Source organism: Streptomyces hawaiiensis (genome assembly GCF_004803895.1).
Lineage (GTDB): Bacteria > Actinomycetota > Actinomycetes > Streptomycetales > Streptomycetaceae > Streptomyces > Streptomyces hawaiiensis.
Genome location: NZ_CP021978.1, coordinates 4913652 through 4927941 on the forward strand (window position 1 = coordinate 4913652; position 14290 = coordinate 4927941).

Sequence of the window (14290 nt, forward strand, 5' to 3'; positions counted from 1 at the left end):
ACGACCGGGGCAGCCGCGGAGCCTTCGGACCTCCATCACCCCGTCCCCCAGAGGCGATTCACCATGAGCATCACGCAGCAGTACCTCCTCGACGCCTACCGCGCCCGGTCCCTGGGCGAGCCCGCCCCGCCCGCGCCCGGCACCCACGACCGGCAGGCCGTACGGGACTGGCGCGACGGACGGCGATTCCGTGCGGTCCTCGCCGGCCGCCCGCCCCGGCACCGGTTCCGGGACGCCCTGGGCCGGTGGCGGCGCCCTACCTGACCTGCTCCGGCAGCCGGGCCACGAACTCCGCCACCGCCGCCTTCACGTCCTCGGCGGTCCACTCCAGCCCGGCGGCCCGTACGTGCACCTCCGTGAGCGCCAGCCCGGGCCCGCCCCGGTCCCAGGCGCCGCCGAACAGCACGACCCCCGTCTCCTCGGCCGTGCGCACCGCCGCCTCCCCGAGGACGTCCGGCTCGTAGGGCAGCCAGACCTGGAAGTCGTGGGTGTGCGGCACCTCCGGGTGCACGCGCGCCCACGGCACCCCGGCCGCCGCGAAGCCCTCGCGCAGGGCGGCGGCCACCACGCGCGCGTGGGCCACGTACTCCGGCAGCCGGGGCAGCTGCCGCTCCAGCCCGACCAGCGCCGACAGCACCGTCGGGAACTGCTGGAAGAGCATCCCGCCGTACCGGTGCCGCCAGGTCTTCGCCTCCTCGACGAGCTCCTTCGGACCTGCCAGCGCCGCGCCGCCGAACGCCTCCAGGGACTTGTAGAACGACACGTAGACGCTGTCGGCCAGGCCCGCGATCTCCTCCAGGGGCCGGCCGAAGTGGACGGTGGACTCCCACAGGCGGGCCCCGTCGAAGTGCACCACCGCGTCCCGCTCCCGCGCGGCCTCCACGACCGCGGTGAGCTCCTCCCACGTGGGGAGCACGAAACCGGCGTCCCTGAGGGGCAGTTCCAGCATCAGCGCACCGAAGGGCTCGGCGAAGTCGCGCACCTCGGCGGCGGTCGGCAGCCGCGGCTCGCTCGTCAGCCGCACCGGGCGTAGGCCGCCGACCTCGCTGAACGCGTTCCGCTCGTGCACCTCCGGATGGCTGAGCGCGTGCAGGGCGACGGTCGGGTTCCCGGTGCGGCCCGCCCAGCAGCGCAGGGCCACCTGCTGGGCCATCGTGCCCGTCGGGAAGAATGCGGCGGCCTCGGTGCCGAGCAGCCCGGCGACCTTCGTCTCCAGCGCCTCGACGACACCGTCGCCGTACACGTCGGACAGCTCGTCCAGGTCGTGGACGCCCTCCGCGTCGTCCAGCACCGCCAGACGCTCTCTGAGGGTCCGGTGGAAGCCGAAGTGCGCGAACACGCGCCGTGCGGTGCGGTGGGCGGCCAGCCGCCGCTCACGCAGCCGCGCGCCCGGGTCGTCGTCCGTCACCTGGTCGTCGTGTTCCGCCGTATCGGTCATGCCCCGGATCCTCCCCCGCGCGCGTGCGGCCGGGCATCCGCATTTCGGTACGCCCTTCAGGGAGCGCCCGCGCGGGCATGCACAGCCTGTGGACGAACGACCGCCCCTCGAACCGATCGCGTTAACATGACGAGAAATCGTCCGGTACCCGGAGCGGACTGGAACGGGAAGGCCGCCGTCGAGTGAACACAACCCCACAGCCAGACCCCAAGGACCGCCCCGCGCGGCTCACCGTCGGCGTCGTCGGCGCCGGCCGCGTGGGCCCCGCGCTGGCGGCGTCCCTGCGGCTCGCCGGGCACCGCCCGGTCGCCGTCTCCGCCGTCTCGGACGCCTCACGGCGCCGCGCCGGGCAACTGCTGCCCGACGTGCCGGTGATGCCGCCCGCAGAGGTCCTCCAGCGGTCCGACCTGGTGCTGCTGACCGTTCCCGACGACGCCCTGCCCGACCTGGTCACCGGCCTAGCCGAGACCGGTTCCGTACGGCCGGGGCAGCTCCTCGTCCACACCTCCGGGCGCTACGGCGCGCGGGTCCTCGACCCCGCCCTGCGCGCGGGCGCCCTGCCGCTCGCCCTGCACCCCGCGATGACCTTCACGGGCACGCCCGTGGACGTCCAGCGCCTGGCCGGCTGCTCCTTCGGCGTCACCGCGCCCGAGGAGCTGCGCCTGGCCGCCGAGGCCCTCGTCATCGAGATGGGCGGCGAACCGGAGTGGATCGCCGAGGAGAACCGGCCGCTCTACCACGCGGCGCTCGCCCTGGGCGCCAACCACCTGGTCACGCTGGTCGCCCAGTCCATGGAGCTGCTGAGCGCGGCCGGGGTCACGGCCCCCGACCGGATGCTCGGCCCGCTGCTCGGCGCGGCCCTGGACAACGCCCTGCGCTCCGGCGACGCGGCCCTCACCGGGCCGGTCGCGCGCGGTGACGCGGGCACTGTCGCCGCACACGTGTCCGAGCTGCGTCGGCACGCCCCGCAGACCGTCGCCGGCTACCTGGCGATGGCCCGCGCGACCGCCGACCGGGCCCTGGCCCACGGCCTGCTGAAGCCGGAACTCGCCGAGGACCTCCTCGGGGTACTCGCCGACGGCACCGAAGGGGACGCCCGATGACCACCACCCTGCTGCGCACCGCCGGGGAACTGCACGCACGCGCGCGTGCGGGCCGCCGCGTCGTGGTGATGACCATGGGTGCGCTGCACGAGGGCCACGCCACGCTGATCCGCACCGCGCGCGGCATCGCCCGGCCGGCCGGCGAGGTCGTCGTCACCGTCTTCGTCAACCCGCTCCAGTTCGGCCAGGGCGAGGACCTCGACCGCTACCCGCGCACCCTGGACGCCGACCTCGAACTCGCCGGACAGTCGGGCGCGGACGTCGTCTTCGCGCCCTCCGTGGACGAGGTCTACCCCGGCGGCGAGCCCCAGGTGCGCATCACCGCCGGCCCCATGGGCGAGCGCCTGGAGGGCTCCTCCCGCCCCGGCCACTTCGACGGCATGCTCACCGTCGTCGCCAAGCTGCTGCACCTCACCCGCCCAGACGTCGCCCTGTACGGCCAGAAGGACGCCCAGCAGCTCGCCCTGATCCGCCGCATGGTGCGGGACCTGAACTTCGGCGTGGAGATCGTCGGCGTGCCCACCGTCCGCGAGGAGGACGGCCTGGCCCTGTCCAGCCGCAACCGCTACCTGTCGGCCCCGGAGCGGCGCACCGCCCTCGCCCTGTCCGGGGCCCTGTTCGCGGGCCAGGACCGGCATGCCGCGCAGGAGGCGCTGCGGGCCCGGGCCCGCGAAGTGCCCGCCACACGCGCGCGTGCCGAGGCGCTCAGCGCCATAGGGGAGTCCCGCGCGGCGGCCGACGCGCACGCCGTGGCGACGGCCGTCCCGGGCGGCCCGGCGGCCGTCCGCGCGGCCGCCCGCCAGGTCCTCGACGAGGCCGCCCGCCTCGACCCGCCGCTCGCGCTGGACTACCTCGCCCTGGTCGACCCGTCCGACTTCACCGAGATCGGCGACGACTTCACCGGCGACGCGGTCCTCGCCGTCGCCGCCCGGGTCGGGGCGACCCGGCTGATCGACAACGTCCCCCTCACCTTCGGAAGCTTCGGAGCCGCCTCGTGACCACCACAGGTATACGACTGCACGCGCCCGCCCCCGGGTGGTCCATCGCCGCGGACGTGGTCGTCGTCGGCTCCGGCGTCGCCGGGCTGACCGCCGCCCTGCGCTGCGAGGCCGCGGGCCTGCGGACGGTCGTCGTCACCAAGGCCCGCCTCGACGACGGCTCCACCCGCTGGGCCCAGGGCGGCATCGCCGCTGCCCTCGGCGACGGCGACACCCCCGAGCAGCACCTCGACGACACCCTCGTGGCGGGCGTCGGCCTGTGCGATGAGGACGCGGTCCGCCTCCTGGTCACCGAGGGCCCCGACGCCGTACGCCGCCTCATCGAGACCGGCGCCCGGTTCGACGAGTCCGAGGGCGAGCTGGCACTGACCCGCGAGGGCGGCCACCACCGCCGCCGCATCGCCCACGCCGGCGGCGACGCCACCGGCGCCGAGATCTCCCGCGCCCTGGTCGAGGCCGTCCGCGCACGGGGCATGCGCACCGTCGAGAACGCGCTCGTCTTGGACCTCCTCACGGACGCCGAGGGCCGCACCGCCGGTGTCACCCTGCACGTCATGGGGGAGGGCCAGCACGACGGCGTCGGGGCCGTGCACGCCCCCGCCGTGGTGCTCGCGACCGGCGGCATGGGCCAGGTGTTCTCCGCCACCACCAACCCGTCGGTGTCGACGGGCGACGGCGTGGCGCTCGCGCTGCGGGCGGGCGCGGAGGTCAGCGACCTGGAGTTCGTCCAGTTCCACCCGACCGTGCTGTTCCTCGGCCCGGACGCGGAGGGCCAGCAGCCCCTGGTCTCCGAGGCCGTCCGCGGCGAGGGCGCCCATCTGGTCGACGCCGACGGCGTGCGCTTCATGACCGGACAGCACGAACTCGCCGAACTCGCCCCCCGCGACATCGTCGCCAAGGGCATCACGCGCCGCATGCAGGAGCAGGACGCCGAGCACATGTTCCTCGACGCCCGGCACTTCGGCGCCGAAATGTGGGAGCACCGCTTCCCGACGATCCTCGCCGCCTGCCGCGCCCACGGCATCGACCCGGTCACCACCCCCGTCCCGGTCGCCCCGGCCGCCCACTACGCCTCCGGCGGCGTCCGCACCGACTCCCACGGCCGTACGACCGTCCCCGGTCTGTACGCGTGCGGCGAGGTCGCCTGCACCGGCGTGCACGGAGCCAACCGCCTGGCGTCCAACTCCCTGCTCGAAGGCCTCGTCTACGCCGAGCGCATCGCGGCCGACATCGCGGCGAACGGCCTCCACGCGCGCGTGCCCCAGCCGGTCTCACACCCGGAGATCCCCGAGCACCCCCTGCAGAGCGCGGAGGCCCGCTTCACCATCCAGCGGATCATGACGAGCGGGGCGGGCGTCCTGCGCTCGGCCGGCTCCCTCACCGAGGCCGCCGACCGGCTCCAGCGCCTGCACACCGACGCCCGGGAGGCCCTCGCCGAGAACGGCAAGACGGCCGAGGCCGGCGTCGACACCTGGGAGGCCACGAACCTCCTGTGCGTGGCCCGCGTCCTGGTCGCCGCCGCCCTGCTGCGCGAGGAGACCCGGGGCTGCCACTGGCGCGAGGACCGCCCCGAGCGCGACGACACCACCTGGCGCCGCCACATCGTCGTGACCCTGAATCCCGACCGGACGCTGGCCGTGCACACCACGGACACCACACACTTCCCGACGACCCTCCCTTCCCAGGCCCCCCAGGAGCAGTGACCGACGTGAGCACCCCCAACCTTCCCCTCGCCTCCTCCGGAGGCTGCTCAGACGGCTGCGCCTGCGGCGCGGACGACCAGGCATACCTGGAGTGCGGCCTGGACCCCGCACTCGCCCAGCTCCTGGCCGACGCCGGCCTCGACCCCGTCGAGGTCGAGGACATCGCCAACGTGGCCCTCCAGGAGGACCTGGCCCACGGCGTGGACGTGACGACGGTGGCGACCATCCCCGAGGACGCGGTGGCCACGGCCGACTTCACCGCCCGCGAGGCGGGCACGGTGGCCGGCCTGCGCATCGCCGAGGCCGTCATCTCCGTGGTCTGCGAGGAGGAGCTCGAGATCGAGCGCCACGCGGAGGACGGCGACCGTGTCGAAGCAGGCCAGAAGCTCCTCTCCGTCACCACCCGCACCCGCGACCTCCTCACGGCCGAGCGCAGCGCGCTGAACATCCTGTGCCGCCTGTCGGGCATCGCGACGGCCACGCGCGCGTGGGCGGACGTCCTGGACGGCACGAAGGCCAGGGTCCGCGACACCCGCAAGACCACCCCGGGCCTGCGCTCCCTGGAGAAGTACGCGGTCCGCTGCGGCGGCGGCGTCAACCACCGCATGTCCCTCTCGGACGCCGCCCTCGTCAAGGACAACCACGTGGTCGCCGCGGGCGGCGTCACCCAGGCCTTCCATGCGGTCCGCGAACGCTTCCCCGACGTCCCCATCGAGGTCGAGGTCGACACCCTGCACCAGCTCCGCGAGGTCCTGGACGCCGGCGCCGACCTGATCCTGCTGGACAACTTCACGCCGGGCGAGTGCGCGGAGGCGGTGGCCCTCGTCGAGGGCCGCGCCGCCCTGGAGGCCTCGGGCCGCCTCACCCTCGACAATGCCAAGGCCTACGCCGACACCGGCGTCGACTACCTGGCCGTCGGAGCCCTCACGCACTCCTCGCCGATCCTGGACGTCGGCCTCGACCTGCGGCCGGCGGAGTAGGGGCGGTACGGGTCATGCTGCTGACGATCGACGTGGGCAACACCCACACCGTGCTCGGACTGTTCGACGGCGACGAGATCGTCGAACACTGGCGCATCTCCACGGACGCGCGCCGCACCGCCGACGAGCTGGCGGTCCTCCTCCAGGGCCTGATGGGCATGCACCCGCTCCTCGGCGACGAACTGGGCGACGGCATCGACGGCATCGCCATCTGCGCCACCGTCCCCTCGGTCCTGCACGAGCTGCGCGAGGTGACGCGGCGCTACTACGGCGACGTGCCCGCCATCCTCGTCGAACCGGGCGTCAAGACGGGCGTACCGATCCTCATGGACAACCCCAAGGAGGTCGGCGCCGACCGCATCATCAACGCGGTCGCGGCGGTCGAGCTCTACGGCGGCCCGGCCATCGTCGTCGACTTCGGCACGGCGACGACGTTCGACGCGGTCAGCGCGCGAGGGGAGTACGTCGGCGGGGTCATCTCGCCCGGCATCGAGATCTCCGTGGAGGCCCTGGGGGTCCGCGGCGCCCAGCTCCGCAAGATCGAGGTGGCCCGGCCCCGCAGCGTCATCGGCAAGAACACGGTCGAGGCGATGCAGTCCGGCGTCATCTACGGCTTCGCCGGCCAGGTCGACGGCGTGGTCGGCCGCATGGCCCGCGAGCTGTCGCAGGACCCCGACGACGTCACCGTCATCGCGACGGGCGGCCTGGCACCGATGGTGCTGGGCGAGTCATCGGTGATCGACGAGCACGAGCCGTGGCTGACGCTGATCGGGCTGCGGCTGGTGTACGAGCGGAACGTGTCGCGTATGTGAGGGGCTGCCGGGGTGGGTGGGCGGCCCAGGGGGTCCCCTAGGCGGGACGAGTGGTCCCTCACGCCACACCCGCCCCCTATGCGAGATTTGTCTGATTAGCGCGTATCGTCGCAGCATGCCCACGCCATACGGATCCCGCGGCGGCATGGCGTTCGGCGTGGAGGAGCTGCGTGTGCTCCGCCGCGCTCTCGCCCTTGCCCTCCACTCCACCCCCGCCTCGGCCGACGACGTCCAGGACTGTCTCCGTCTCGCAGAGTCGCTCGACGAGGCGCTGCGGGAGGGGGCCCGACTGCGTGCCTTCCTCGTGGCCGACCTGGGCCGGTACCGCGCCGCCCTCCCCGGCACCGCAGCCGGCTACCTCGCGCTCCTCGACGAGGCACTGGGCGCCGGCTACCGCCCCCTGCCCGACGACCTCGCCGCCCTCCGCGCCCTGCGCGGCAACCCCGCCGCCGCGGCCCTCCTGGACCGCTGCGGGGGCACCCCCGTCACCGCCGCCCCTCTCCCCGCGGTGGCCATCCCCGGCTCCCGCACCCGCCTCCTGGCCATCGCCGGAGGCCGCCGCGCCGCCACCGGCGACTTCGCGGGGGGCGACCCGGAGAAGCGGCCCGAGAAGAAACCCGCGCGCAAGCCCGCCCCGGCCCCCAAGCCCTCCCCGGACCCGGACGCCCCGAAGCCCTCCCGTCCCATCCCCACCCCGGGCGAGGTCTTCCCGCGCCGCAAGCCGGGCCCGCCACCGCCCGCGAACCCCCAGCAGCTCGCCGCGGGCTGACGTGGCTACCCTGGATCCATGGACTACGTCTCCGCGCTGCTGCCCCCGGCCGTCATGGCCGTCTTCTTCATCGGCGTGATCCGGGTGATCGTGAAGACACAGGGCGGCGCCAACAAGGCCAAGGAGGACGCGGCCGTGGACGCCGCCCTCGCGCGCGTGGAAGGCGCCCGCCGGCCCACGGCGGCGCCCCCGAAGACCGACGCCTGACCCACCCGCTCCCAGGGCGTACGACTCGGCGAGCCCGCACTCCGCGGCGCCCGCACCCCGAGTCGTACGCCCTTTTTGTTCCTGTTCGCCGGTGAAGCGCACGTCCGCCACGCCATTACCGGGATCTCCCACTATTGTTCTGAGCTGTGCCTCGCCCATTGGGAGAACTCGAAGACGCGGTCATGTCGCGGGTGTGGAAGTGGAACCGCCCGGTGACCGTTCGAGAAGTCCTGGAAGATCTTCAGAAGGAGCGGTCCATCGCGTACACCACCGTGATGACCGTTTTGGACAATCTCCATCAGAAGGGCTGGGTGCGCCGCGAGGCGGAAGGTCGTGCCTATCGATATGAGGCCGTCTCCACCCGCGCCGCCTACGCGGCCGCCCTGATGAACGACGCCTGGTCGCAGAGCGACAACCCCGCAGCCGCTCTCGTCGCCTTCTTCGGCATGATGAGCGAGGAACAGCGGCGGTCTCTCAGCGATGCCGTACGCATCGTCCAGGGACCGGAAACCCAGGAACCGACCGAACCGTCGGAATCCGCAGAACCGGCCGAACGAGCGGAACCCCGGGAAGGCCCCCCGGAGAACCCCGCCTCCGCACAGGACCGCGGCGGGCGATAGCGTCCCGTCATGTCCGCGAAGAGCCCCGAAGTCCCCGCAAAAGCCATCACCGTCCGACGGGCCCGCACCAGCGATGTCCCGGCCGTGCGCCGCCTCCTTGACGCCTACGTCCGCGGCGGCATCCTGCTCGACAAAGCAACGGTGACGCTTTACGAGGACATCCAGGAGTTCTGGGTCGCGGAACGGGACGACAACGCCGAGGTCGTCGGCTGCGGTGCGCTGCACGTGATGTGGGAAGACCTCGCGGAAGTCCGCACTCTCGCAGTGAAGCCCGGCCTGAAGGGCGCGGGCGTCGGACACCGTGTGCTGGAGAAGTTGCTGCAGACCGCCCGCTGGCTCGGCGTTCGGCGCGTTTTCTGCCTGACCTTCGAAGTCGACTTCTTCACCAAGCACGGCTTCGTGGAGATCGGCGAGACGCCCGTCGACACGGATGTCTACGCGGAGCTGCTGCGTTCCTATGACGAGGGCGTCGCGGAGTTCCTCGGACTCGAACGAGTGAAACCGAACACCTTGGGCAACAGCCGGATGCTTCTGCATCTGTGATCGCCGGGAGCTAGGGGGCCGCAAGAGCCGCCCGGCCGGTTCGTCAAGGCATATTCCGCGGCGCCCACCCCTGCCCCGGTGCCCTATGTCCGAAACGCGCACGTTTCCGGACCGAGCCCGGGCTGCCGGTCTCTGCCGAGGGTTTGTGTTTTTCCGGCAAAAGCGGTTTGCTTTCCGACGTACTGCAGTACTGCATATAACAGGGGACGGCGATACGGCGGACGCCGGCACACCCCGGCCCTGAAGATATCGATGAAAGGAAATCCGGTGGCACAGAAGGTTCAGGTCCTTCTTGTCGACGACCTCGACGGTGGCGAGGCGGACGAGACCGTGACGTTCGCGCTGGACGGCAAGACGTACGAGATCGATCTCACCACTGCCAATGCGGACAAGCTCCGTGGCCTTCTCGAGCCTTACGTGAAGGGCGGTCGTCGTACCGGAGGCCGTGCTTCGGGCGGGCGTGGAAAGGCGCGCGCCGCGTCGAGCGGCAGCCAGGACACCGCGGCGATCCGCGCCTGGGCGAAGGAGAACGGCTACGAGGTCAACGACCGCGGCCGTGTTCCCGCGACCATCCGCGAGGCTTACGAGAAGGCCAACGGCTGAACAGCGGCACTACCGACCCTGCGCACACGAGGCCGGTGGCTGGGCGCACGCGCGCCGCAGCCGGACCCGGTGGCACTGAGTGGCCACCGTGTTCACCAGCCGCACGAGATCGGGGGCGTCCCCACAGCCCCCCAGCGCCGACAGTGTCGGCAGCGAGGCCTCGACCTCGCATCCCGGCTCGGGGGGCCGCAGCCATACGGCGGCCCCCTGGGAACCGACTCGGCCCGGGGGGCCGGGCGGCGGCCACGCGTCCCCGAGCGGGGTGCCCCTCTGCTCGCGAGGCGCCGGGCGCGCCGGCGCCTCCATGAGGCCGCCCGCCCCGATCGCCGTCAGATCCAGCGGCAGGGAACCCCAGTCCAGCCACTCCAGCAGCCCGGGAAGCTCCTCCGCGCTGCCCGCGGCCACCAGGAACAGCATCCGGTCGCCGTGAAGGGCGACAGGAGAGCCCGGCGCCGGGCGCCGCAGTGCCGCGTGCCCTGCCTCCGCCGGGACGTCCAGGACGTCGTAGCGCACCCCCACCACCAGCCGTAGGGGATCCCCGGGCACCGTCGGCCAGCCCAGTTCGTTCTCGTACCACCGCCGGACCTGACCGCTTGCGACGGCCGGGTCGAGCGGCCGGCGGGGGAGCGGGACGAGCGGGGTCGCGGACGCGATCACGGGGTGGGGGGCGCCGAACATGCCAAGTGCAACAGCCGGAAGGCCGTGCGAGTTACGCTGGGTGGTGTAACGAATGCGCAGAGTGGCCGAATGGGGGCGCGCGGGGGGTGCGGGGAGGCGCAAGGTTGTTCGCCCGTAGCGGAGGGAACGGGGGCGCCCGGCATGGACTTCCGGTCCCCCCGGGTAAGACATCCCTAGTGGGAGGGGGCGACACGCAGGAAAGGCCGTCTCACGTTCGCCATCGGCGTACTGGCGAGTGGGGTATCTGCCTGGCCTGCGGGAACATCGTCTCGCACCATCGGGTTGGAGCAGATGTCGGCGTTCGGGGTCAGGAGGCCAAGGACGGTGTCGGCAGTTGGAATGAGCGGTCCCCGCTTGCGGGACTAAGCTGCGGAAGGACAGGGAGGGGAAGTTCCCCCCACTGCCTGACCGCTCTGAGGAGCGATTAACGATGTTCGAGAGGTTCACCGACCGCGCGCGGCGGGTTGTCGTCCTGGCTCAGGAAGAAGCCCGGATGCTCAACCACAACTACATCGGCACTGAGCACATCCTCCTGGGCCTGATCCACGAGGGTGAAGGTGTCGCCGCCAAGGCCCTTGAGAGCCTCGGGATTTCGCTCGAGGCGGTCCGCCAGCAGGTGGAGGAGATCATCGGCCAGGGCCAGCAGGCCCCGTCCGGCCACATCCCCTTCACCCCCCGTGCCAAGAAGGTCCTGGAGCTGTCGCTCCGGGAGGCCCTTCAGCTGGGCCACAACTACATCGGCACGGAGCACATCCTGCTCGGCCTGATCCGCGAGGGCGAGGGCGTCGCCGCCCAGGTCCTCGTCAAGCTGGGCGCAGATCTGAACCGCGTGCGGCAGCAGGTCATCCAGCTGCTCTCCGGTTACCAGGGCAAGGAGACCGCCACCGCCGGCGGTCCTGCCGAGGGCACCCCCTCCACGTCCCTGGTCCTCGACCAGTTCGGCCGGAACCTCACCCAGGCCGCTCGTGAGTCCAAGCTCGACCCGGTCATCGGGCGCGAGAAGGAGATCGAGCGGGTCATGCAGGTGCTGTCCCGCCGTACGAAGAACAACCCGGTGCTGATCGGTGAGCCCGGCGTCGGCAAGACCGCCGTCGTCGAGGGCCTCGCTCAGGCCATCGTCAAGGGCGAGGTGCCCGAGACCCTCAAGGACAAGCACCTCTACACCCTGGACCTCGGCGCCCTGGTCGCCGGCTCCCGCTACCGCGGTGACTTCGAGGAGCGCCTGAAGAAGGTCCTCAAGGAGATCCGCACCCGCGGCGACATCATCCTGTTCATCGACGAGCTGCACACGCTGGTCGGTGCGGGTGCCGCCGAGGGCGCCATCGACGCGGCTTCCATCCTGAAGCCGATGCTGGCCCGCGGTGAGCTCCAGACCATCGGTGCCACCACGCTGGACGAGTACCGCAAGCACCTGGAGAAGGACGCCGCCCTCGAGCGCCGCTTCCAGCCCATCCAGGTCGCGGAGCCGTCCCTGCCGCACACGATCGAGATCCTCAAGGGTCTGCGGGACCGGTACGAGGCCCACCACCGCGTTTCCATCACGGACGAGGCGCTGGTCCAGGCCGCCACCCTGGCCGACCGGTACATCTCGGACCGCTTCCTGCCGGACAAGGCGATCGACCTGATCGACGAGGCCGGCTCGAGGATGCGCATCCGCCGGATGACCGCGCCGCCGGACCTGCGCGAGTTCGACGAGAAGATCGCCGGCGTCCGCCGCGACAAGGAGTCCGCGATCGACTCGCAGGACTTCGAGAAGGCCGCCTCCCTGCGCGACAAGGAGAAGCAGCTCCTGGCCGCCAAGGCCAAGCGGGAGAAGGAGTGGAAGGCCGGCGACATGGACGTCGTCGCCGAGGTCGACGGCGAGCTGATCGCCGAGGTCCTCGCCACGGCGACCGGCATCCCGGTCTTCAAGCTGACCGAGGAGGAGTCCTCGCGTCTGCTGCGCATGGAGGACGAGCTCCACAAGCGGGTGATCGGCCAGGTCGACGCCGTCAAGGCGCTGTCGAAGGCGATCCGCCGTACGCGTGCCGGTCTGAAGGACCCCAAGCGCCCCGGTGGCTCGTTCATCTTCGCCGGCCCGTCCGGTGTCGGTAAGACCGAGCTGTCCAAGGCGCTCGCCGAATTCCTCTTCGGCGACGAGGACGCGCTGATCTCCCTCGACATGTCGGAGTTCAGCGAGAAGCACACGGTCTCGCGTCTCTTCGGTTCGCCCCCCGGCTACGTGGGCTACGAGGAGGGCGGCCAGCTCACCGAGAAGGTCCGCCGCAAGCCGTTCTCGGTCGTCCTGTTCGACGAGGTCGAGAAGGCCCACCCGGACATCTTCAACTCGCTGCTGCAGATCCTGGAGGACGGTCGCCTGACGGACTCCCAGGGCCGGGTCGTGGACTTCAAGAACACGGTCATCATCATGACGACCAACCTCGGCACCCGGGACATCTCCAAGGGCTTCAACCTGGGCTTCGCGGCCCAGGGCGACACCAAGTCCAACTACGAGCGCATGAAGAACAAGGTCTCGGACGAGCTCAAGCAGCACTTCCGGCCCGAGTTCCTCAACCGCGTCGACGACGTGGTCGTCTTCCCGCAGCTCAGCCAGGCCGACATCCTCAAGATCGTCGACCTGATGATCGACAAGGTGGACGAGCGCCTGAAGGACCGGGACATGGGCATCGAGCTCTCGTCGTCCGCCAAGGAGCTGCTGTCCAAGAAGGGCTACGACCCGGTGCTGGGTGCGCGTCCGCTGCGTCGCACCATCCAGCGCGAGATCGAGGACTCGCTGTCGGAGAAGATCCTCTTCGGCGAGCTGCGCCCCGGTCACATCGTGGTCGTCGACACGGAGGGCGAGGGCGAGACCAAGACCTTCACCTTCCGCGGCGAGGAGAAGGCGGCTCTTCCGGACGTCCCGCCGATCGAGCAGGCGGCCGGCGGCTCGGGCCCGAACCTGAGCAAGGACGCCTGAGCGTAACGATCCAGTGAGAGGGGCCGGTGCTGAACAGCACCGGCCCCTTTCGCATGCCGTACGGGCTATGACAGCTGCCCGTCGTAGTCCGGCAGCTTGTACGTCTTCTCGGCGTGGCCGCCCGACAGGTCGGTGCCGCTGTTGCCGATGTTCGCGATGATCGTGTAGCCCTTGCGTTCGATGTCGACGCGCTGGGCCGTCTTGTAGTCGGCGACGTTCTTGAAGAGGTCGATGAAGTTGCGGACGTAGAGCCCCGAGACCTGGTAGCCGGTCTGCTTCAGGTTGTACTGGGTGAACGAGGCGATGATGTCCGGCCGGGCGGTCACGAAGAACAGGGCGACGCCGCGCTCCTGCGCGTATCTGGCGGCCTCCAGGACCGGCTTGTTGGCCGGCTGTGGGTAGCTGAAGCCGAAGTCCGTCTCCAGCGCCGTGTTGTCGATGTCGAGGACGATCGCCTGCTTCTCGCCCGGCTTCGTGGCCTCGATCCGCTGCTTCAGATAGGGCAGCGCCTGGTCCATCACGGCCTGGCAGTCCTTCTGCCAGGTGCCGTAGTCGACGTCCGCCGCTGCGGCCGTGGTGGCGGCCGTGGAGGCCCGGGTGGCGGTCGTGGCGTCGGCCGGTGCGGCCATCGCCATGAGGGCTGCCGCCGAGACGGCGGTCACTGATGCGCGGCGCAACCAGGGGCGTCGGGTCTGCATGTCGTGGGGGTCCTCTCACGTCCGTGACGCTGCCAACATGTCGTGTGCATGCTTGTGCTCGAGGGTGGCGCGAGGGGAACCGTAGGGTTACCGGACGGTAGGCGCATAGAGGTGTGCGCCACATTTCCGGAATGGCTGAAGAGGGCCCCCGGTGACATGCCGCACAGGCGATATGTCCGGTA

General features: G+C 71.5%; 15 protein-coding genes. 12 read left to right on the forward strand and 3 right to left on the reverse strand.

Annotated features, from left to right (window positions below; translation table 11 throughout):
* The first annotated feature begins 63 nt into the window (after window positions 1-63).
* The gene (locus CEB94_RS22700; protein ID WP_175433962.1) at window positions 64-264 is read left to right on the forward strand and encodes a hypothetical protein; all 201 of its coding nucleotides are present in this window, start codon (window positions 64-66) and stop codon (window positions 262-264) included.
* Here the strand turns inward: CEB94_RS22700 and CEB94_RS22705 are convergent.
* Entirely contained in the window at window positions 257-1438 is a 1182-nt protein-coding gene (locus CEB94_RS22705; RefSeq protein ID WP_175433963.1) for a threonine aldolase family protein, read from the reverse strand. The two genes, CEB94_RS22700 and CEB94_RS22705, sit on opposite strands and share 8 nt — an antisense overlap.
* A gap of 182 nt (window positions 1439-1620) precedes the next feature.
* On the opposite strand from CEB94_RS22705, the gene CEB94_RS22710 reads away from it, so the two are divergent.
* The 10 genes from CEB94_RS22710 (at window position 1621) to CEB94_RS22755 (ending at window position 9776) form a co-directional block, all read left to right on the forward strand.
* Window positions 1621-2541 (forward strand): Rossmann-like and DUF2520 domain-containing protein, encoded by a 921-nt coding sequence (locus CEB94_RS22710; RefSeq protein WP_175433964.1) that lies wholly within the window; start codon window positions 1621-1623, stop codon window positions 2539-2541.
* Window positions 2538-3539 carry a pantoate--beta-alanine ligase gene (gene panC, locus CEB94_RS22715; RefSeq protein WP_175433965.1) on the forward strand — a complete coding sequence of 334 codons (1002 nt, stop codon included), beginning with the start codon at window positions 2538-2540 and terminating at the stop codon, window positions 3537-3539. Before CEB94_RS22710 ends, panC begins: the two co-directional genes overlap by 4 nt.
* The gene (locus tag CEB94_RS22720; protein WP_175433966.1) at window positions 3536-5242 is read left to right on the forward strand and encodes an L-aspartate oxidase; all 1707 of its coding nucleotides are present in this window, start codon (window positions 3536-3538) and stop codon (window positions 5240-5242) included. Before panC ends, CEB94_RS22720 begins: the two co-directional genes overlap by 4 nt.
* Before the next feature lie 5 nt (window positions 5243-5247).
* The gene (nadC, locus tag CEB94_RS22725) at window positions 5248-6222 is read left to right on the forward strand and encodes a carboxylating nicotinate-nucleotide diphosphorylase (RefSeq protein ID WP_175433967.1); all 975 of its coding nucleotides are present in this window, start codon (window positions 5248-5250) and stop codon (window positions 6220-6222) included.
* A 14-nt stretch (window positions 6223-6236) separates the two neighbouring features.
* Entirely contained in the window at window positions 6237-7034 is a 798-nt protein-coding gene (locus tag CEB94_RS22730; RefSeq protein WP_175433968.1) for a type III pantothenate kinase, read from the forward strand.
* A gap of 145 nt (window positions 7035-7179) precedes the next feature.
* Window positions 7180-7803 carry a hypothetical protein gene (locus CEB94_RS22735; RefSeq protein WP_246112180.1) on the forward strand — a complete coding sequence of 208 codons (624 nt, stop codon included), beginning with the start codon at window positions 7180-7182 and terminating at the stop codon, window positions 7801-7803.
* A gap of 18 nt (window positions 7804-7821) precedes the next feature.
* Complete coding sequence (locus CEB94_RS22740; RefSeq protein WP_175433969.1) at window positions 7822-8010, forward strand: hypothetical protein; 189 nt, start codon at window positions 7822-7824, stop codon at window positions 8008-8010.
* A gap of 182 nt (window positions 8011-8192) precedes the next feature.
* The gene (locus tag CEB94_RS22745) at window positions 8193-8630 is read left to right on the forward strand and encodes a BlaI/MecI/CopY family transcriptional regulator (protein ID WP_246112181.1); all 438 of its coding nucleotides are present in this window, start codon (window positions 8193-8195) and stop codon (window positions 8628-8630) included.
* 9 nt (window positions 8631-8639) lie between these two features.
* Window positions 8640-9173, forward strand: a complete 534-nt coding sequence (locus CEB94_RS22750; RefSeq protein WP_175433971.1) for an amino-acid N-acetyltransferase — start codon at window positions 8640-8642, stop codon at window positions 9171-9173.
* Between the two features lie 267 nt (window positions 9174-9440).
* Window positions 9441-9776 carry a histone-like nucleoid-structuring protein Lsr2 gene (locus CEB94_RS22755; protein WP_010048839.1) on the forward strand — a complete coding sequence of 112 codons (336 nt, stop codon included), beginning with the start codon at window positions 9441-9443 and terminating at the stop codon, window positions 9774-9776.
* Window positions 9777-9785: 9 nt separating this feature from the next.
* Here the strand turns inward: CEB94_RS22755 and CEB94_RS22760 are convergent, their stop codons facing one another.
* Window positions 9786-10454, reverse strand: a complete 669-nt coding sequence (locus CEB94_RS22760) for an SCO3374 family protein (RefSeq protein WP_175433972.1) — start codon at window positions 10452-10454, stop codon at window positions 9786-9788.
* 430 nt (window positions 10455-10884) lie between these two features.
* Between CEB94_RS22760 and CEB94_RS22765 the strand changes: the two genes are divergently transcribed.
* Window positions 10885-13410 (forward strand): ATP-dependent Clp protease ATP-binding subunit, encoded by a 2526-nt coding sequence (locus CEB94_RS22765; RefSeq protein ID WP_175433973.1) that lies wholly within the window; start codon window positions 10885-10887, stop codon window positions 13408-13410.
* A 65-nt stretch (window positions 13411-13475) separates the two neighbouring features.
* Here CEB94_RS22765 and CEB94_RS22770 read toward each other — a convergent pair whose 3' ends face one another.
* The gene (locus CEB94_RS22770; RefSeq protein ID WP_175433974.1) at window positions 13476-14108 is read right to left on the reverse strand and encodes an HAD family acid phosphatase; all 633 of its coding nucleotides are present in this window, start codon (window positions 14106-14108) and stop codon (window positions 13476-13478) included.
* Window positions 14109-14290: the final 182 nt, after the last annotated feature.